Origin of the sequence: Streptococcus sp. DD12, from assembly GCF_001578885.1 — a bacterium.
GTDB lineage: Bacteria > Bacillota > Bacilli > Lactobacillales > Streptococcaceae > Streptococcus.
The window spans coordinates 148,409-166,907 of sequence record NZ_KQ969496.1 but is presented as its reverse complement, the minus strand read 5'-3'; the positions used below and the strand labels follow the sequence as shown (position 1 = coordinate 166,907).

The window sequence follows — 18,499 nt, the reverse complement described above, 5'->3', positions numbered from 1 at the left end:
GGTCCTCCCTCTTATTTGTAGTAATTGTAATGCTTTTCGACCCGTTTACTGATATAGGTCAAGACCCCAATCATAATCAGGTAAAGCGCACCTGCAACAAACATAGGCGCCAAACTAGCATCGCGGTTGGCTGCTACACGGCTCTCCAAAATGATATCGCCAATTCCCAAGACGTAAAGCAAAGAAGAATCTTTAACCAGATTAATGATTTCATTAAACACACTTGGTAAAACGATTTTCACTACCTGTGGCAAAATGATGTAACGGACCGTCTGAACAGGTGTCAACTTAAGCATCTGAGCGGCCTCATACTGCCCTTGAGGAATAGCGTCAATCCCCCCACGAAAGATTTCGGCATAATAAGCCGCATAATTCAGCGTAAAGGCTACCACAGCGGCAGGCATCCGGTCAAAGTTAATCCCCACACTCGGTAAAACATAGTAAATAAAAATCAGCTGCAAGAGCAAGGGAGTGCCTCGCATCACCCAAATGTAAAGGGTAATTAGCCATTGCAAGGGCTTAAAGGGGACTTGTTTCAAAAAAGCTAATAAAATCCCAAAAGGAATGGATAAAACGATGACAATCCCAAACAACTGCAAGGTGGTTACGGCACCACGCAAGAGAGCGGGTAAAACTTCAAAAATATAAGACATGTGTCCTCCTCTAAGTGACAATCTCCCTAAGTATAGCAGAAAGTCACCTATTTTAAAAGAGCATAAAAATTCCTTATGAACGAATGAAGGCTTAAAAAACTTCTTTTGATGCCTCTCCCCCTATATAGTTAACCTCCTAAGAGGGCTCTTTTTCGGACAGGGAGTCGCTTTTTCCCCATTTGATGAGATACCACGGCTAGCAAAAAAAGCCCTGAAGGCTTTTTTATTAATCTAAGAGCAATTGCCAAAATATTGTGTCTTCCGTCGCGGTCAAAGCGTGACCCTGCCCACTGGCAAGACTAACTAATTCACCGGCAGTCAAGCTGTCTTGATGACCGTCATCATAGGTCACTGAGAGTTGCCCTTCTATAACCTGAATAAGCTTGGTCTGGTCACTGACCTCCCGGCTAATGCTTTCTTCTTTAGACATGGCATAAAGCGTCATGGCTGGGGCGATGGCTAATTTTTTAGATAGGCTTCGGCTCGCGATTTGCCCTTGGTGAATACGAATCAGGTCTTTAGGACTTACTTTCATGCCTTATCCTCTGGTTTCACCACGACTAAAAGCATCTGGAAGGCTTCAAGAGCATAGAGGGCGTGTGGCACATCAGCAGGCATGACAATCGTTTTGCCAGCAGTCAGGTCAAAGTCTTGGTCGTCAATGGTAATACGCGCTTTGCCTGACAAGATGGTAACCATGGCATCGCCTGGTGACGTATGACGGGCAATTTCTTGGTCCTTATCCAAGGAAAAGAGGGTCATTCCCAGGCTTTTGCGCTGCACCAAGGTTTTAGACAGCATTTGTTCATCTTCGACGGGAACTTCCTGGGTCAAATCCAAGACCTTAGACTGTTCTAAGTGTTTGATAAAGGTCATTCTTTTGCTCCTATTTGGTTGAGGCTACAGCGATGTAACGCAGGTCTTTTCCGGTTTGATTGAAAAAGGTAAACATGCTTTTAAATTGCTTGCGGTTTTCTTTTTTCAAGCCATTGCGCACAATTCGTAAAGCACCAAAGAGGCCTTCATCTTTAATCATCCCTTTTGGCGACATCAGAGTCATCGGCCCATAAGTGGCCTTGACAGCTGAAAAGCCTAACTGGCGGTAAAGGTCTTGCCATTTGCTGACAGAAAGAGGTTCAACATTGACATGGATGGTCTGACTGAGTTCTGCCAAAAGCCCTTCAAGTGCTTGGTCTTCATAGGCCACATCGTGGGTCAAGAGACGACCGCCTGGCTTTAAGACACGAAAATACTCAGCAATCGCCTTTTCTTTGGCTTGCCCACGGAGCATGGTCAGCATTGCTTCATTGATGACCACATCAAAACTATTGTCAGGAAAGGGAAGTTTCATGGCATTGGCCTGTTGAACGGAAATCTTGTCTTCAAGGCCTGCTTTTTGGATATTAGCCCGTGCTTTTTCCAAAGCTTTAGGGTCCATATCTACCCCCTCAATCTGGCAACCAAAGGTCTGGGCCAATTCAATGGAGGTCGTGCACATGTTGCAGGCGACTTCGAGAACTTTGGTGTCGGCGCTAAATTGCCCCTGCGCAATCAACCAATTGGTGGCTGTGATACCGCCAGGACGCAAGCGCTTCTTACCCAATTTGGCCAAAAAATTATGACCGACTTCTTTATGTGTCATCTATAGATACCTCTCAGGGATTTATTCTTTTTTTGCCAAACCTATTTTGTCCAGCCAAAACAAGTTAAAGCCCTCTCATCATATCATGTTTTAAGGCAAAGCCCAAGGGTCTTAGAGAAATTGACAGATTTTCTCGAAATTTTCAGAAAATTCTTGAAAATCTCTTGACATTTTGCACTGAGGTGCTATACTGGGGGCGTCCTTTGGCATTAGCCTTTGATTACGAAAAAGAAGAGGAGATTCTTATGACGAAACTTGTGTCATTTTCCACTTGGTTGAGTAAATGGTTTACCCTTGCCGTCCTGCTCTGGGCTGCAGTCAATTATAGCCTGCCGGCTAGCAGTGCCTGGCTCATTCCAAACACTTCTTATCTGTTGGGGGTAATTCTTTTTGGGATGGGATTAACCCTGACAAAGGAAGACTTTGTCCGCATTGGTAAGCGACCTGTTCCTGTTATTTTAGGAACCCTAGCCCACTACATCATCATGCCAGGTCTGGCTTGGCTCTTGTGTCAGATTTTTGGTCTGACAGGTGCTACAGCCGCTGGGGTTATCTTGGTGGGGTCCTGCCCAAGTGGGACCTCCTCCAGTGTTATGGCCTTTTTATCAGGTGGAGATGTGGCCTTAGATGTCTCCATTGAAACCCTATCCACCTTGTTGGCCCCTCTGATGTTACCAACTCTTCTACAGTTGCTCGCGCATCAGTATGTTCAAGTGCCAGCCAGCAAGCTCTTCTTTTCTACGATTGAAATTGTTATCGTTCCCATCATTCTCGGGGTCGTCATCCACACACTTCTGGGCAAGAAAATCGAAAGCATCATTAAGGTCATGCCCTTAATTTCTCAGCTAGCCATCTTACTCATTATCGGGGCTGTTGTATCAGCCAACCATGCCAACATCTTTACCCAAGCGACAGCCCTGGTCATTCCAGTTGTCATGTGTCACAATCTCTGTGGCTACGCTCTAGGCTTTGGTTTTTCGAAACTCTTAGGTTTAGAAGAACCGCAACAAAAGGCCATCACCTTTGAAGTCGGGATGCAGGACTCCAGTCTAGGTGCCACCTTGGCCATCAAATATTTCGCTCCTGCAGCCGCCATCCCGTCAACCATTTTCTCCATCTGGCATAACATCTCAGGCTCTATCTTGTCTGCTTGGTGGAAAAACCATTCCAAAAAGGGGTAATCTTTCGGTCAAAAGAAACTACCACTTGCTTCATGAAATTATAAAAAACGTTTGGAAGAGCTCTTCCAAACGTTTTTCTATGCCTAACTATCAACCTGTCCGTCTGCTGCAAGGGCCGGCGCTGTAAAAACGAGTTGCTCCTTATCCAGGGTCATCAACAAGCTATAACGATTGGGTTCAATTTCCTTGATATAGCCTAATGCCACTAAGGCTTGGACAAAAATATCCGGGCGTTTTTGGAGAACAACCTCCTTACGGACAAATTTTACCAAAAAGGTTGTCAGGTATTTGAGCGCATATTCTGGATTGACATCTCCCAAGAGGTCATAAAGCCTTTGTTGGGCTTGCGTCAATTGCTGTGGGCTATTCGCTTTGGCAAAAAAATTGGCCAAGGTTAGCGCCTCCCGGCGAATATCCGTCTCTTCACAAAGGACGACCGCATTGGTTTGATTGGTCAAGCGCGTCTCAAACCGCAAATCAGCCAAGGCCTCCTTGAAGGCAAAAGTCTCGGGAATAAACAGCTCCTGGTCCAAAGCCAACCCATCCAAGGAGGTCAGCCAAGGGATATTGGCCTGATAACGTTTCTGGGCCCGCAGGATATAGCCTGCATCGATAAAACGGTCCAACTGCCGATCCAACTGTTTCTGGTCAGGAAAAGCTTTTTTAATCGCACGGAGGGTCTGATTGGGTGACTCAAGCAAAAAAGTAATAATATCTCTAAAAAAGGGGTCTTGAGCCAGCTGACTGGGGTGAATGATTTCAAACATAGACCTATTATAGCATATCCGCTAAGAGGCTGAGAACCTTCCATCACATCTTTAAGGGAAAAAGGTTCAGATAACCCAGCCCTTCTTCAATGACAGCCATTTGAACAAGCAAAAAGGCTTGGAGTGTCATTCCAAACCTTTAGCCAGCTTAGGCTTCTTTTTCTGCTTCTACACGTGATTTACGGGCGATATCCGCTAAAATCACATCAACAAAGTCACCAACAGACAGCGTTTGTGTTTGTTTGCTACCATAACGACGAACGTTTACAGTTGCCTCTTCAACCTCGCGGTCCCCGACAATGAGTTGGTAAGGAACCTTATGTGTCTGACTTTGACGAATCTTGTATTGCATTTTCTCATTCCGCTCATCCACATCAACACGCACGCCACGGTCACGCAATGTCTTAGCCACTTGCCAAGCATAGTCTGTGTGGGCTTCATTTGACACCGGAATGACAGTCACTTGGTGGGGTGCCAACCAAGTTGGAAAGGCACCTTTGTAGGTTTCAATCAAGTAAGCGATGAAACGTTCCATGGTTGACACGATACCACGGTGAATCATGACAGGACGGTGTTCTTCTCCATCAGCACCAATGTAGTGCAAGTCAAAACGCTCTGGGAGAAGGAAGTCGAGCTGGATAGTAGAGAGTGTCTCTTCATTGCCCAAGGCAGTCTTCACCTGAACATCCAGTTTTGGACCGTAAAAGGCTGCTTCCCCTTCTGCTTCAAAGTAGTCCAAGCCGAGGTCATCCATGGCACCCTTGAGCATGCGTTGGGCATTTTCCCACATCTCATCATTATCGAAATATTTTTCCTTATCTTGAGGGTCACGATAAGAGAGACGGAAACGGTAATCGGTAATATTGAAATCAGCATACACATCCAACATGAGGTCCAAGACACGCTTGAATTCTTCTTGAATTTGTTCTGGCATGACAAATAAATGTGAGTCATTGAGGTTCATCTCACGCACACGTTGCAAACCAGACAGGGCACCTGATTTTTCAAAGCGGTGCATCATCCCGATTTCTGCAATGCGAATAGGCAGTTCACGGTAGGAATGCACATGGTTTTTATAGACTTCGATATGGTGCGGACAGTTCATAGGGCGAAGGACAAATTGTTCTCCGTCACCCATGTCCATCGGTGGAAACATATCTTCTTGGTAATGTTCCCAGTGACCAGAGGTCTTATACAGTTCTACAGAAGCAATTGGTGGGGTGTAGACGTGTTGGTAACCATCATTGACCTCACGGTCCACAATGTAGCGTTCCACTTCACGACGAATTGTCGCACCGTCTGGAAGCCAGAAAGGCAACCCTTGACCAACTTCTGGAGAAATCATAAAGAGATCCAGTTCTTTACCCAGTTTACGATGGTCACGTTCCTTGGCCTCTTCACGCATTTGCAAGTATTTTTTGAGGTCTTTTTATCAAACCAGGCTGTACCGTATACCCGTTGCATCATCGCCTTGTTGCTATCCCCACGCCAGTAGGCACCTGCCACATTGAGGAGATGGAAAACCTGGATACGTCCTGTTGAAGGCACATGAGGGCCACGGCAAAGGTCCACATATTCCCCTTGACGGTAGATGGTCAATCCACCTTCATCATCAGAGTGTTCCTCAATCAACTCCAATTTGTAAGGGTCGTTTTTGAAAATCTCACGCGCCTCTTCCTTGCTGACTTCTTCGCGGATGCTTGGAAAGTTCTCTTTGACGATTTTCTTCATTTCTTCTTCGATACGTGGCAAATCTTCATTGGAAATTTGACCAGAAGCATTATCCGTATCATAGTAGAAGCCATCTTGAATAGCTGGCCCAACACCCAAATGAATCTCAGGGTAGAGACGTTTAGCCGCTTGGGCAAAGAGGTGGGCTGCTGAGTGGCGTAAGATTGGCAAAGCATCTTCGTGATCAGGGGTCACGATTTCGATGCTTCCATCTTCGGTGATGGCACGAGTGGTGTCGATGAGTTTGCCGTTAAATTTACCAGCAAGTGCTTTTTTAGCGAGGGAATTGCTGATGGATTGGGCAATGTCAAAAGTAGTCACGCCAGAGTCGAATTCACGAACAGCGCCATCAGGGAATGTAATTTGTACCATAATAGTCTCCTTTATCTCCTAATCATTATTGCTTCCTTTAGATGATGGCAAAACCTTGGTCACGGCTAGCGAGCTGACAGCTCTATGGTGGGTCATGAGAAAACTCTGCTTCTTCCACAGAAGCTCCCTGACAAGCACATAAAAAAGCGACACCCTAAAAAGGACGTCGCAACGTGGTTCCACCTTCATTTATGCAACTCAAAAAGAGTCACACCTCTGATTGGCTCTAACGTAGCCACCGTTTTATGTTTGCATAAAATCTAAGGAAGGAGTATCATGTCAGCCGACTTGCCCCTTTTCAGCAACGGGTACTCTCTAAAAAGCCTAAACTGTCATAACATGTCTTCATCTGTTATTATAGCACGATTAGGCAGATTTTCAAGAAAAAGTTCTTCTGCCTCAATCACATGTGTCAGCTCACTAAAGGACTAAGGATAGGTCTGTTTTTAGGGCCTGCCAAAGATTTGCACCTCTCAGTCATTTAGGCCCTATTGCTCCTTTTGTAAAACAGCCTCAAAGAGATAAAAAAGTTAAACTACCATTAGCTCTGGCATGAGAGATGCCGATTTTTTAGGGTAATCTGACCCATTATCGGAATAATCTACCAGCATTTGATTGCTAGCTGAAATCATGGATAGGGCTTTATAAATGAGAAAAACGCTTGAAACAGGGGCCTTTCAAACGTTCCGAATGGTTGGGACCTTAGGCTCACCCTTAAGACAGGCAATCTTTTAGGATTCGCTTCCCACCAGGCCGAGGCCAGCTTTTAATCTTCCATCAAATAGTCACGAATCCTCGTCACTAATTGTTTTGGCGCTTTGATGGCACGGGTAGAGGTTTTAGCGGCTCCTTTGGCAACTGTTTTAGGAAGGGCGATAGCCCCCCTAGTGACACGACGGGTGGTTAAACGGCTAGGGCTTTCTACTGTCAAGGACAATTTCTGTTGACGTTCTTTGGAAGTCTTGCCAATGCTAACGTCAAGATAAAACTGGTAGACCTGTTGGCCAAAATTAGTTGCCGAAATCTCATAGCGTTTTTGCGTCAGCGCTTGCTCTGTCATAACAGGTGTCTGCGCCACCGCCTCTAAAACAGCCTGAGGAATATCCTTCTCCTCTTCATAGAGTGTCCCAAACATCCGGTCTGAGATCAAGTCCGCCAAATAGGGGTTGCTTTGGGCAATAATCGGGCGGCCACTGGCCAAGCTCTCTGTGTAGGTTAAGCCCTGGGTTTCACTGGTAGAGGCTGAGATAAAGAAATCACAAGCCCGATAATACAGGGCCACCTGATCATGATCAACCATCCCTGTAAAGACAACAGCATCCGTTACCTGTAACTTTTTGGCTAGTTTTTTCAAATCATCCAGATAAGGCCCATCACCGACCACAACGAGTTTTATGTGTGTATTTTGTGCCACAATTTCTGGGAGCGCCTGCAAGATGGCCTGAATATTTTTCTCATAGGAAACCCGAGACAAGCTCAGCAACATGGTGTCGCCTGTTTTTAGTCCCAATCTTTCCTTGAGGGCGGAAACGGCTTGAGGGTCAATATCGTTTCTAACATAATTTTCAAGCTTAATTCCGGTTGGAATCACACGTTTAGGAATTTTAACCTTGTAGGTATCCAGCAGATTAAGGACAATCCGTGACGGACAAATGACCCCATCGACCTCTGATAAATAACCGCGAACAAAGTATTTGACCATGCCAGGAGTAATCAGACGCCCCTTGGCAATATAGTGAACATAATCTTCATACTGGGTATGATAGGTGTGAATCACTGGAATCTTAAGTTCACGCGCAATATTGATGCCCAACATGCCCAGCGAAAACTCCGTTTGGGTATGAATCATATCCAACTTGTACTGTTTGGCCAATTTTAATGCCGTTGAAAAGCCACCATAGGCGAAGCGCCTTTCTTTAAAAGCAAAGAAAGGGACACTTGGCAGGCGGACAATGGTCGGGTCCTCGTAACGGTCAACATTTTTATCTGTCGTTGTAAAAATATAGACATCATGTCCGAGTTTTTCAAGTTCATCTTTGAGGGTGCGGATACTCGTTGCTACCCCTGAAACCTGAGGGAAGTAAGTGTCCGTAAACAATCCGATTCGCATATCAGTCCTCCATCACTTTCTGGTAGACACTCACCAACTCCTGACCGACGATGTCAATGGCTTTGGCTTTGGCCACTTCATAACCCGCTTCTTGCTTTTGGCTTTGCCCTGATAAAATGACTTGCAATTTGTCAACAAAACCAGAAACATCCTTGGCCATTTCCACATTAATCTCATCCAACCAGCCCTGGTAGACAGGGATGTCTCTGACCAAGACATGCTGATGACTGGCCAATGCTTCTAGGACCACAATTCCCTCGGTTTCCTCATGACTGGGAAAGAAAAAGCAATCACTACCACTCATAGCGCCCTCAAAAACAGCTCCCTTGATATAACCTGCAAAGGTCACATTCTTAGGATGGTCTTTGGTCACCAAACGCCGAATCTTTCTTGGAATTTGCCAGAGAGGACTTTCCCCAAACCAGATAAAGCGCACATCAGGCATTTTACTTGCCACCTTGACAAAATCCTCAATCCCTTTTCGTTCAAAATAAAGACCTGCACAGATAACAACCTTATCTTTCGGACTTAGGCCAAAATGCTGACGAAAAATGGCTTCTTTTTCAGAATTGGGTTGGTATTTGCCCAATTCGATACCATTTGAAACAGGGTAAATCGGGCAAGAAATCCCGTAAGAGGCAATCAAATCTCGAGAATAGGCTGTCGGCGTAATAATCGCATCCGCGCGCTTATAAAACTGACATAACCACCATTTAAATAAGGGAGCTACAGCTGTCGACCCAATAAAAGAATGTTCGAAATCTTCCTTGGTCGAATGGCCATGCATAATGACCTTCTTACCTTCTTTTTTGCTTTTCTGCAAGAGGCGAAAACTCTTCAAAAAATAGGTGTTAATATGAGCAATGTCATAAGTCTCTTTAGGGTTGCGGGTATAGCTGACTCCCGCGTCTGTTAAGGCACGCTCTTGGTGCTTAATCGCCCGGCCAACTCCCGACTTTCCTAAGACATTCTCAGCTTCAAGATATAAGAGTACTTTCATAGTCTCTATTATACAAAAAATTTAGATTTTCTGTCGCCTAGTGCCATCAGGCGTCCTAGAATCTTTTCCCTTAGTGCTTCTGCCTTGTCAACCAACACAAAAAGAGTTCAGGAAACCTAAACTCTTGAGAGACAATGTTTTCTCGGTGACTTTGCCATTTTCATTTCAAAAATAGCCAGTAGCTGAGATTACTTGGTCGACCCCCGTTTGACAATGCTGTGTTCTAAAACAACCTCACGTTGGTCTAATTCTTCCTTGTTCATGATTTTGGTCAGCATACGCATGCTAATAGCCCCCATATCATAAACCGATTGCTTAATAGAAGTGATATTTGGACGGGCAAATTTGGTAATCGGTGAGTCATCACTGGTGATAATTTCAAATTCTTCAGGGACTGAAACGCCGGCATCTTGGATGGCATTTTGCAAACCTGCTGCCAGGTCATCTGATGCCACAAAGGCTGCACTTGCCCCTGTGCTTAGGACACGCTTAGCCAGATTATAGCCACTTTCATAGTGATAAGTCGCTTCAAAAACCAGACCCTCTTGATAGGCCAAACCATTATCCTTCAAGGCAGCCTTATAGCCTTCTAAACGTAATTTGCCATTGATATCATCCACCAAAGGGCCTGAGATAAAGGCAACCTTCTCATGGCCTTTGGTCAACTCAGCCACAGCATCCCGTGTTGCCAAACGGTAGTCGATATTGACAGAAGCCAACTGCCCTTCTAGGTCAACCGTCCCCGCTAAAACCACCGGTGTCCGTGAGCGAGAAAATTCAGCGCGAACGTCATCTGTCAGATGGTGTCCGATAAAGACAATACCATCCACCTGCTTGGCAAATAGACTATTCACGACAGCTACCTCATTGCCGCTATCTTCATCGCTGGATGACAGGACAATATTGTAGTTATACATGGTCGCAATATCATCCACACCTTTCGCCAAATTGGCAAAATAGTTATTGGCAATGTTAGGGATAATAACGCCAACCGTTGTTGTTTTTTTGCTAGCCAATCCTCTTGCGACCGCATTGGGGCGGTAATCCAACCGGTCGATGACTTCTAGTACCTTTTTTCGTGTGTTTTCTTTGACATTTTTATTGCCATTAACGACACGACTGACGGTCGCCATAGAAACGCCTGCTTCGCGCGCAACATCGTAAATTGTAATGGTTTCGTCCGTATTCATGTCCTACCTCATTTCTTTGAAAATTCCGCTTTCACACCATTCTATCATGTCATGTAAGCATTTTCAATAAGAAAGTTTATTTTTTTAGCAGAAGATGACAAATTGTGAAAAGTCCTGACGAAAATCATGTATAATAAAGTTATGAAAAAACATTTTTTACCAGGAATTTCCCATCCTGAACGCAAAGGGATTCTCATTTTACTGCTTTTCTTTGTCTTAGCTGGTATTAATGTTGAGTTTTCTCACTTATCCACCTATTCGGGCAATTACAGCCATTACCTGATGGCCATTGGCGCATCTAGCCTCATCCTTGCTTATATTCTTCCCATGAGCGCTTTTCTACGTTACCTCATGAAAGAATGGCAACTTTCTCCAACTATTCTCTGGGTCAGCCTGGTCTGCGGCCTGTTTATCCCTGGTTGGATGGCCGCTTACGGCAACGACTGGCTCTTACAAGTCTACAAAGCCATTATTCCAGCTAAAGCTTTCTTGGCCGACTGGGGAGATGCTTTGACAGCACCTGTAGTTGAAGAAGGGTTAAAAGCCGCTACGGCTCTCCTCATTATTGCTTTTTTCCCCAAAAAATCTGTCCGACAGACTTTCTTTATTGCCCTCTTGGTTGGTTTTGGTTTCCAAATTATGGAGGATATCTCCTACATCGCTGGCGCTAGTTTTACACATTTAAACGCTGCCATTCCACAAGCTATCGATCGGCTCTACATGAGCATGACCTCTCATTGGGCCTATACTTCGATTTTTGTCGTAGCTTGCTACCAACTTCTCTATGAAAAGCATTACCACAAAGGACGGGCTATTTTCTGGTTGCTTGCGGCGCCAGTCCTCCATTTTATCTGGGACTCTCCTTTAAACCCCAACCTTTTCACTTATGCCTTCTACGGTCTTATCACCGCCATCATTTGGTTTGACCTCTTTTTGACCTTAAAAAACCAGGGCCTTGACCGCTAAAAAAACTGTAAGCAGGAGCTTACAGTTTTTTTTCTTATTTATCGCCTTTGTTGCGAATGACAAAGCCCGTCTTTTTCTCATTAGACGTTTGACGGCCCTTGCGGTTGTCGTGATGTTCAAAATCTCGGCTATTTTTTCTTGACCGGCGTTTGAAATCCCGTTGTTTGTGATCTCGGCGGTTGTTAGAGGAACGGCGCTTGTTAGAGTTCCGGTTGCCACCTTTACCGTTGCCTGCATATTTGAACGGCAGGGGTTTCTCACGGGCAATCTCTACCTTAGGACGGCTTTCTGGATCTTGCACCGTCAAGGTCAAGATATACTGAGCCAACTCTTCAGGCGTATACTCTTGGGCCAGTTTCAAGGCATCTCCCTTGAAGCGTTCCATGGCTTCTTTGCGCTCTTCTTCTTGGAAATCACGGCGAATCTTCTCAAGAGCGACAGCCTTGCTTGCCTTAAAGGCTTCTTGCGCAGAAGCTGGTTTTAAGCCCTTCATCCGTTTTTTGGTTAAATCTTCAATGATTTTCAAGTAACCCATCTCATTGGGTGAGACAAAGGTGATGGATTGGCCATGTTTACCCGCACGACCAGTCCGACCAATACGGTGAACGTAACTTTCAGGATCTTGAGGGATATCGTAATTGTAGACATGTGTCACACCTGAAATGTCTAACCCACGAGCAGCCACATCGGTTGCAACGAGAATATCCAAGTGATCTTGTTTAAAATCTTTTAGGACACGTAACCGCTTGCCTTGGTCCAAGTCACCATGAATGCCCTCAGCGCGATAGCCTAATAATTTAAGCCCTCGTGTTAACTCGTCTACCCGACGTTTGGTCCGTCCAAAGACAATGGCCAATTCAGGCTGCTGAACGTCAATCAGACGGGTCATGGTGTCAAACTTTTCCTGTTCCCGCACACGGATATAATACTGATCCACAAGCTCTGTGGTCAATTCCTTCGCCTTGATTTTCACGTGTTCAGGTTCTTTCATGAACTGAACCCCAATCCGTTTGATGGCATCAGGCATGGTAGCTGAAAAGAGCAAGGTTTGTCGCTCACTTGGCACGCGTGAAATGATGGCTTCGATATCTTCCAAAAAGCCCATGTTGAGCATTTCGTCTGCCTCATCCAAAATCAAGGTTTCCACATGTTCTAGCTTGAGGGCCTTGCGTTTGATCAAATCCAGCAAACGTCCTGGCGTTCCCACAACCACATGGGCACCTGAACGCAGGGCCTTGATTTGTTTTTCGATGCTTGAGCCACCATATACGGAGCGCACGCGCACCCCTTTTTCACGGCCAAAACGAAAGAGTTCTTCTTGACTTTGTACGGCGAGTTCCCGCGTTGGCGCAATCACCAAGGCCTGAATGGTATTATCAGCCACATGAATCTTGTCAAGCGTTGGCAAGCCAAAGGCCGCCGTCTTGCCTGTCCCTGTCTGTGCTTGGCCAATCACATCCTTACCCGCCAAGGCTAGCGGGATGGTCTCTTCTTGGATAGGAGAAGGCTCTACAAATCCTGCTTTCTCAACAGCCGAGAGAATAACAGGCGATAAATCTAATTCTTGAAATTTCAACGTTTTCTTTTTCGCTTTCTACAAAAGGGCATTTTCTGCCAATTCAATATCTTTTTAGTTAAAATTATATCATATTTTAACCTGAAAAGGGCTCTGTCACGGAAATGTCATACAAGTCCATCCGCGAGAGATGGCCCAAAGCCCCAAATCTCCGCCTTTTCGTCAAAAAAATAAGCAGACACTTTTTGCGCATCTACTTATTTAGGAGATTTATGAAAAAGAAAAGTTTTAGGATGGTTGTAGTATAACCATCTTGGCTTTAAATAACCTTAAAAGCGTTCATTTATTTAAAAAATTTTTTTTGAGGCTAACTTTGCTACCCGTTAGACCTTGTAAAACCCTCACAGAGATTCGATTTCTTGGATAAAACTTTCGACAGCTTCCGAAAGGGGAAAATCTTTTGGATAGGCGTAACTCACATGAAAACAATGGCCTGAAGGGTCATCCAGAGGGATTTTGACTAGGTTTTTTCCTTCGATAGAAAGGGCGGAGGCACTCAGAAAGCCAATCCCAAGACCCGCTTGCACCATCTGACCAATCACATCTGGTTCTGACAATTTAAACCGCACCTTAGCTTGATGGGCAAAACGGGCATTTAGGCGGTAAAAAAGATCCATATGGACATGCCCTTCATCTAAGAGAATAAAAGGCTCTGCTAGAACTTCCTCAAAGGTCAGACTTTTCCGCTTGGCCAAAGGGTGCTTGTCCTGTAAAATGAACGTAAAGGGCTCAGTGTATAGCTCCTTAATAATCAAATCAGGATGGTAAAGCGTCTCCAAAGTCCCCAACAAACTAAAATCTAGTTTGCCATCGGTAATGTTTTCCAATAATTTTTTGGACCCCTGACTGACCAACTGAAATTGCGTTAAAATGTCCACATTACAACCCTTTTCAAGTAGGTCTGACAGGATTCGAGAGCGGATAATAGGAGGAAAACCCACACGAATTTCCTTGCGGTTGACACGACTAATTTCCTTTTGGGCAATGGTAAGTTCTGCCAAGACATGCTGGGCATGCCCGACTAAAATATTCCCTTGTTGGGTCAAAACGACGCTACGATGGGAGGGGTCTTTGACAAATAAATGCGTACCGAATTGCTCTTCCAGGCGTTTAATCGCGTAAGTAATGGTCGGTTGGCTCACATCAAAGTATTTAGCCACCGCCGTAAACGAATTCATCTGGGATAATTGGACAAAATACTCCAAATCTCTAATATTCATCCTGGTCTCCTTTCCTATATTATAAAAAAATTTTATGTTGTCGTCAGCATTTACCAGTATTTTACAGCAAAAAAAGGGGGAAAAAGCTATCTTATATAGAGGTCGGCTGTTATAAATCTTTTTTATGAAAACTAGAAGAGTTGACTATAAGAAAAGGGAAAGCCTATACTAAGGCCATAAGAACATTTCTTATGGTTATTATTTATCAGGAGGTGCCACATGCGTGCACATGACTTACTCAACAACCCCTTCCTTAACAAAGGAACTGCCTTTACCATGCAAGAACGTCAAGAAAATGGCCTGATTGGTCTCTTGCCACCTTACGTCCAAACCATTGAAGAACAAGCCCAAACGACTTACCAACAATATTTGAAAAAGCCAAACGACTTGGAAAAACGTCTCTTTTTGATGGAGATTTTCAACACCAACCGTACCCTTTTCTACTACTTGTTCAACCAACACATTGTTGAATTTAACCCAATTGTTTACGATCCCATCATTGCGGATACTATCGAGCAATATTCTGAACTCTTTGTAGACCCTCAATATGCGGCTTACTTGGACATCAACCATCCTGAAAATATCGAAGCAACCTTGAAAAACGCTGCTGGCGACCGCGATATCCGTTTGATTGTTGTGACTGATGCCGAAGGTATCCTTGGTATCGGTGACTGGGGTGTTCAAGGTGTGGACATCTCTGTCGGAAAATTGATGATTTATACCGCTGCTGCAGGTATTGACCCTTCATGTGTCTTGCCGTTAGTTATCGATGCCGGAACCAACCGTGAAGAATTGCTCAACAACCCAATGTACTTGGGTAACCGTCACGAACGTGTGCGTGGCGAACAATACGATAACTTTATCGACCAATTTGTTCAAACAGCTGAAAATCTTTTCCCTAAACTTTACCTGCACTGGGAAGACTTTGGCCGTTCCAATGCGGCAGATATTTTGAACCGCTACAAAACACAAATCCCAACCTTTAACGATGACATCCAAGGAACTGGTATCGTTGTTTTGGGAGGTATCTTCGGTGCTTTGGATATCACAGGTGAAAAACTCACTGACCAAGTTTACCTTTGCTACGGTGGTGGTTCAGCTGGTGCTGGGATTGCAGAACGTGTGCATGCTGAAATGGTCGCTGAAGGCTTAGATGCCGAGGAAGCTTACAAACGCTTCTTTATGATTGATAAACAAGGTTTGCTCTTTGATGACATGGACGACCTCACTCCAGCTCAAAAACCTTTCGCTAAGAAACGTTCTGATTTTGAAGGCAAAGGTGACATGACTGACTTGCTTGAAGTCATCAAGACAGTGAAACCAACCATCTTAGTTGGGACATCAACCAATCCAGGTGCTTTCACCAAGGAAGTTGTTGAAGCTATGTGCCAAAACACAGAACGTCCCGTTATTTTCCCAATTTCTAACCCAACTAAAAAACTGGAAGCAACTGCCGAACAAGTTATCGAATGGTCTGACGGTAAAGCCTTTGTCGCAACAGGTGTTCCTTCACCAACCGTTAGCTACAAGGGTGTTGACTACCAAATCGGTCAAGCCAACAATGCCCTTATCTACCCAGGTCTTGGTCTAGGTATGTTGGCATCAGAAGCTAGCCTGTTGACTGATGAAATGATCGGTGCTGCTGCCCACTCATTGAGCGGCTTGGTTGACCCTGGTCAAGCGGGTGCACCAGTATTGCCACCTTTCCAATACGTGGCACAAGTCTCTATCAAAGTGGCTGAAGCGGTTGCGAAAAAAGCGCAAGAACAAGGTTTAGCCCAAGCCGAAGAACAAGATATGGCAAAAGCGGTTCGTGACCTTAAATGGTACCCTGAATACAAATAAGGGGGACGAGCCAAGGTCATGAAAAAGCTCAACGATATTAAAATTTCAGGGGTTAGCCTCCCCCTCTATACCCTCATTGTTCTGGTTTTAATCATTACGACTGCTATGGGGCACTTACCACTAAACATGCTCGGTTTGACCCTGCTTTTGGTGGTTATGGGACATCTCTTTTACTTCATCGGTGAAAAGCTCCCCATCATGAACTCCTACCTGGGTGGCGGTTCTGTCTTTACCCTCTTGGGTGCGACTCTGTTAGCAACCTTTCATTTGGTCCCTGCCAATGTGATTGCAGCAACCAAAGATTTCCTCAACACAGATGGTTTTCTGGACTTCTACATTGCTGCTTTGATTTGTGGTGCCATCCTCGGGATGAACCGCAACCTCTTGGTGAAGGCATCTGCCCGCTTCATCCCTGTTTCTTTGATGTCCATGGTCATCGGTGCCTTTGCTGTTGGCGGTATGGGAATCCTTTTAGGGCAAGGCTTTGGCCATGCGATCATGTTTGTTTCCTTCCCACAAATGGTTGGGGGAATGGGTGCTGGGATTTTACCCCTGTCTAAAATCTATGCAGCTGGCCTCCACGGAGACCAAGCCGCTATCTTTTCTCAATTAGCACCTGCGACTACACTAGGAAATATCTTAGCGATTATCGGTGCGGTTATGATTGCAAAAATCTTAAAGGATAGCAAATACGATGGACACGGTGTTTTAATCCCTGTTAACCGTGACGAATTGCAAAAACCAAAACTGGAATTGGACGCTACCAAGATCGGTGTTGGGATGATGTTTGCCTTTACCATCTTCTTGGTTGGAGTCATTTGTAACACCTTTGTGCCAAAAATCCATAGCTACGCCTTTATGATTATCATTGTCTTTGTGCTTAAGGCCCTCAATGCTGTCCCTAAAGCCTTAGAAGACTGTGTGGTCATGTTCAACCAAGTCATCATGACAAACCTGACCCATGCCGTCTTGGCAGGTATCGGTCTCTCTTTGATTGACCTGTCGACACTAGCCAAAGCAATGAGCTGGCAGTTTGTCCTCCTGAGCTTGACTTCTGTTGTGGCCATGGGATTGGCTTCAGCCATCATCGGAAAATGGCTGGGTCTCTACCCTGTAGAGACAGCTATCGGTTCTGGTATGATTAACAACTCCATGGGGGGAACAGGAAATATCGCTGTCTTATCCGCTTCTAACCGTATGGAAATGATTGCTTTTGCTCAAATGGCTAACCGCCTGAGCGGAGCTATTATCCTCATCTTGGGTGGACTCTTGATTCCATTCTTGCATTAAACTAAAAGCCTGAGCTATGCTCAGGCTTTTAATCTATTTACAAGCTTATCCTCTTGGTCGATTATTGGGAACTCTGCCAATAAAAAGTACTTCCCATTCATGCCAATACAGCGAGCAAGACCCGAGGCTCCCCGCTGTGAGAAGAAAGGCTTGAAATTGAGTCTCTTCAAGCCTTTTGGCATTTTGAGCCCTTAGGTTCAAGGTTAAGGCAGGAAGCTGTCAGGAGTCGCTACCATCTCTCCCTGACCTAAGGGATGTCTTCAAATCAAAGAACCTGAGCTGAGCTCAGGTTCTTTGGGTGAAAGCCTATTGCTTTACTAATCGAACAAATCCCCTAGGCCCAAGGCCGCAAATGGGTTATTGCTGGTGTCCTCGCTTTGTTGGTTGACTAATTGATTGGTCTCATCAAACTCTAAAAATTTTTCATAGACCAAGGCGGTCATGCGAGCATCCTCGAGACTATTGTGACTCTTTCCTGTAATCCCCAAAAAAGTAGCCACGGTGTGTAGCTGCAAATTGGCAATCCCAGGCAAATCCCGGCTGCGTCTCTCGTAGGCTTCATCAAAGACATCAACCCGATACTGCGCCTCCAAGTCCAGACCATTTTCCAATAAAATGGGTAAATCAGATTTGGCTGCATTGTAGCCGATGAGAGGGCTATCTCCAACAAAATCCTGAAAGTCCTTCATCACCTGTTCAAGCTGAGGGGCTTGGGCGATTTTATCCGCTGTGATGCCTGTCAAGCCATTGATAAAGCTCTTGAGGGGGACATCGGTATGCACATAGGTATCAAAGCTGGCCACTTCGACATGGTCAACATAGCGAACTGCCGACACCTGAATGAGATGGGCCCGATCGTCTACGGTATTAAATTCTAGGTCAAATGCGATGTAATTGTCTAAATTTTCCATAGTGCCTCTCATGTAAAATAGGCCGAGACTACTGTCTGGCCTTGT

The 18,499-nt window shown here is 45.0% G+C and carries 15 protein-coding genes and 1 pseudogene; 4 read left to right on the top strand and 12 right to left on the bottom strand.

The genetic code is table 11. The features are described 5' to 3' along the window. Positions 1 to 11 precede the first annotated feature (11 nt). From STRDD12_RS06900 to STRDD12_RS06885, 4 genes are all read right to left on the bottom strand, one after another. Complete coding sequence (locus STRDD12_RS06900) at positions 12 to 653, bottom strand: amino acid ABC transporter permease (RefSeq protein ID WP_066916543.1); 642 nt, start codon at positions 651 to 653, stop codon at positions 12 to 14. 226 nt (positions 654 to 879) lie between these two features. Next, entirely contained in the window at positions 880 to 1,188 is a 309-nt protein-coding gene (locus STRDD12_RS06895) for a cupin domain-containing protein (protein ID WP_066916541.1), read from the bottom strand. Then, positions 1,185 to 1,529 (bottom strand): cupin domain-containing protein, encoded by a 345-nt coding sequence (locus STRDD12_RS06890; protein WP_066916539.1) that lies wholly within the window; start codon positions 1,527 to 1,529, stop codon positions 1,185 to 1,187. The genes STRDD12_RS06895 and STRDD12_RS06890 overlap by 4 nt, the downstream gene beginning before the upstream one ends. Positions 1,530 to 1,539: 10 nt before the next feature. Beyond that, on the bottom strand, positions 1,540 to 2,295 hold the full coding sequence (locus STRDD12_RS06885) for a class I SAM-dependent methyltransferase (protein ID WP_066916537.1): 756 nt from the start codon (positions 2,293 to 2,295) through the stop codon (positions 1,540 to 1,542). A gap of 245 nt (positions 2,296 to 2,540) precedes the next feature. On the opposite strand from STRDD12_RS06885, the gene STRDD12_RS06880 reads away from it, so the two are divergent. After that, positions 2,541 to 3,476 carry a bile acid:sodium symporter family protein gene (locus STRDD12_RS06880; protein ID WP_066916535.1) on the top strand — a complete coding sequence of 312 codons (936 nt, stop codon included), beginning with the start codon at positions 2,541 to 2,543 and terminating at the stop codon, positions 3,474 to 3,476. 83 nt (positions 3,477 to 3,559) lie between these two features. On the opposite strand, the gene STRDD12_RS06875 is transcribed toward STRDD12_RS06880, so the two are convergent. From STRDD12_RS06875 to ccpA, 5 genes and pseudogenes are all read right to left on the bottom strand, one after another. After that, a complete protein-coding gene (locus STRDD12_RS06875) occupies positions 3,560 to 4,243 on the bottom strand; it encodes a DUF1803 domain-containing protein (protein ID WP_066916533.1) in 684 nt (227 codons plus the stop codon). 148 nt (positions 4,244 to 4,391) lie between these two features. After that, a pseudogene (gene thrS / locus STRDD12_RS06870) lies at positions 4,392 to 6,346 on the bottom strand (threonine--tRNA ligase). A 766-nt stretch (positions 6,347 to 7,112) separates the two neighbouring features. After that, complete coding sequence (locus STRDD12_RS06865) at positions 7,113 to 8,456, bottom strand: glycosyltransferase family 4 protein (protein WP_066916531.1); 1,344 nt, start codon at positions 8,454 to 8,456, stop codon at positions 7,113 to 7,115. A 1-nt stretch (position 8,457) separates the two neighbouring features. Beyond that, complete coding sequence (locus STRDD12_RS06860; protein WP_066916529.1) at positions 8,458 to 9,456, bottom strand: LTA glycolipid anchor biosynthesis glycosyltransferase, IagA/BgsA family; 999 nt, start codon at positions 9,454 to 9,456, stop codon at positions 8,458 to 8,460. 188 nt (positions 9,457 to 9,644) lie between these two features. Continuing rightward, complete coding sequence (gene ccpA, locus STRDD12_RS06855) at positions 9,645 to 10,646, bottom strand: catabolite control protein A (RefSeq protein ID WP_066916527.1); 1,002 nt, start codon at positions 10,644 to 10,646, stop codon at positions 9,645 to 9,647. A gap of 126 nt (positions 10,647 to 10,772) precedes the next feature. Between ccpA and STRDD12_RS06850 the strand changes: the two genes are divergently transcribed. After that, positions 10,773 to 11,612, top strand: coding sequence for a PrsW family glutamic-type intramembrane protease (locus tag STRDD12_RS06850; RefSeq protein ID WP_082753087.1), 840 nt, complete (start codon positions 10,773 to 10,775; stop codon positions 11,610 to 11,612). 34 nt (positions 11,613 to 11,646) lie between these two features. Here the strand turns inward: STRDD12_RS06850 and STRDD12_RS06845 are convergent, their stop codons facing one another. Beyond that, on the bottom strand, positions 11,647 to 13,188 hold the full coding sequence (locus tag STRDD12_RS06845) for a degradosome RNA helicase CshA (protein WP_066916523.1): 1,542 nt from the start codon (positions 13,186 to 13,188) through the stop codon (positions 11,647 to 11,649). Between the two features lie 341 nt (positions 13,189 to 13,529). After that, on the bottom strand, positions 13,530 to 14,408 hold the full coding sequence (locus STRDD12_RS06840) for a LysR family transcriptional regulator (protein WP_066916521.1): 879 nt from the start codon (positions 14,406 to 14,408) through the stop codon (positions 13,530 to 13,532). Between the two features lie 219 nt (positions 14,409 to 14,627). Here STRDD12_RS06840 and STRDD12_RS06835 point away from each other — a divergent pair, with 219 nt between their 5' ends. After that, positions 14,628 to 16,253 carry a malolactic enzyme gene (locus STRDD12_RS06835; protein WP_066916519.1) on the top strand — a complete coding sequence of 542 codons (1,626 nt, stop codon included), beginning with the start codon at positions 14,628 to 14,630 and terminating at the stop codon, positions 16,251 to 16,253. A gap of 18 nt (positions 16,254 to 16,271) precedes the next feature. Next, entirely contained in the window at positions 16,272 to 17,543 is a 1,272-nt protein-coding gene (locus tag STRDD12_RS06830) for a 2-hydroxycarboxylate transporter family protein (protein ID WP_066916517.1), read from the top strand. 317 nt (positions 17,544 to 17,860) lie between these two features. Here the strand turns inward: STRDD12_RS06830 and STRDD12_RS06825 are convergent, their stop codons facing one another. Beyond that, positions 17,861 to 18,454, bottom strand: coding sequence for a 3'-5' exonuclease (locus tag STRDD12_RS06825; RefSeq protein ID WP_066916515.1), 594 nt, complete (start codon positions 18,452 to 18,454; stop codon positions 17,861 to 17,863). Between the last annotated feature and the right edge of the window lie 45 nt (positions 18,455 to 18,499).

What these genes read in the sequence shown, in the direction of transcription:
- STRDD12_RS06900 (WP_066916543.1), bottom strand. Translation starts at nt 653, where the DNA reads ATGTCTTATATTTTTGAAGTTTTACCCGCTCTCTTGCGTGGTGCCGTA.
- STRDD12_RS06895 (WP_066916541.1), bottom strand. Translation starts at nt 1,188, where the DNA reads ATGAAAGTAAGTCCTAAAGACCTGATTCGTATTCACCAAGGGCAAATC.
- STRDD12_RS06890 (WP_066916539.1), bottom strand. Translation starts at nt 1,529, where the DNA reads ATGACCTTTATCAAACACTTAGAACAGTCTAAGGTCTTGGATTTGACC.
- STRDD12_RS06885 (WP_066916537.1), bottom strand. Translation starts at nt 2,295, where the DNA reads ATGACACATAAAGAAGTCGGTCATAATTTTTTGGCCAAATTGGGTAAG.
- STRDD12_RS06880 (WP_066916535.1), top strand. Translation starts at nt 2,541, where the DNA reads ATGACGAAACTTGTGTCATTTTCCACTTGGTTGAGTAAATGGTTTACC.
- STRDD12_RS06875 (WP_066916533.1), bottom strand. Translation starts at nt 4,243, where the DNA reads ATGTTTGAAATCATTCACCCCAGTCAGCTGGCTCAAGACCCCTTTTTT.
- STRDD12_RS06865 (WP_066916531.1), bottom strand. Translation starts at nt 8,456, where the DNA reads ATGCGAATCGGATTGTTTACGGACACTTACTTCCCTCAGGTTTCAGGG.
- STRDD12_RS06860 (WP_066916529.1), bottom strand. Translation starts at nt 9,456, where the DNA reads ATGAAAGTACTCTTATATCTTGAAGCTGAGAATGTCTTAGGAAAGTCG.
- ccpA (WP_066916527.1), bottom strand. Translation starts at nt 10,646, where the DNA reads ATGAATACGGACGAAACCATTACAATTTACGATGTTGCGCGCGAAGCA.
- STRDD12_RS06850 (WP_082753087.1), top strand. Translation starts at nt 10,773, where the DNA reads ATGTATAATAAAGTTATGAAAAAACATTTTTTACCAGGAATTTCCCAT.
- STRDD12_RS06840 (WP_066916521.1), bottom strand. Translation starts at nt 14,408, where the DNA reads ATGAATATTAGAGATTTGGAGTATTTTGTCCAATTATCCCAGATGAAT.
- STRDD12_RS06835 (WP_066916519.1), top strand. Translation starts at nt 14,628, where the DNA reads ATGCGTGCACATGACTTACTCAACAACCCCTTCCTTAACAAAGGAACT.
- STRDD12_RS06830 (WP_066916517.1), top strand. Translation starts at nt 16,272, where the DNA reads ATGAAAAAGCTCAACGATATTAAAATTTCAGGGGTTAGCCTCCCCCTC.
- STRDD12_RS06825 (WP_066916515.1), bottom strand. Translation starts at nt 18,454, where the DNA reads ATGGAAAATTTAGACAATTACATCGCATTTGACCTAGAATTTAATACC.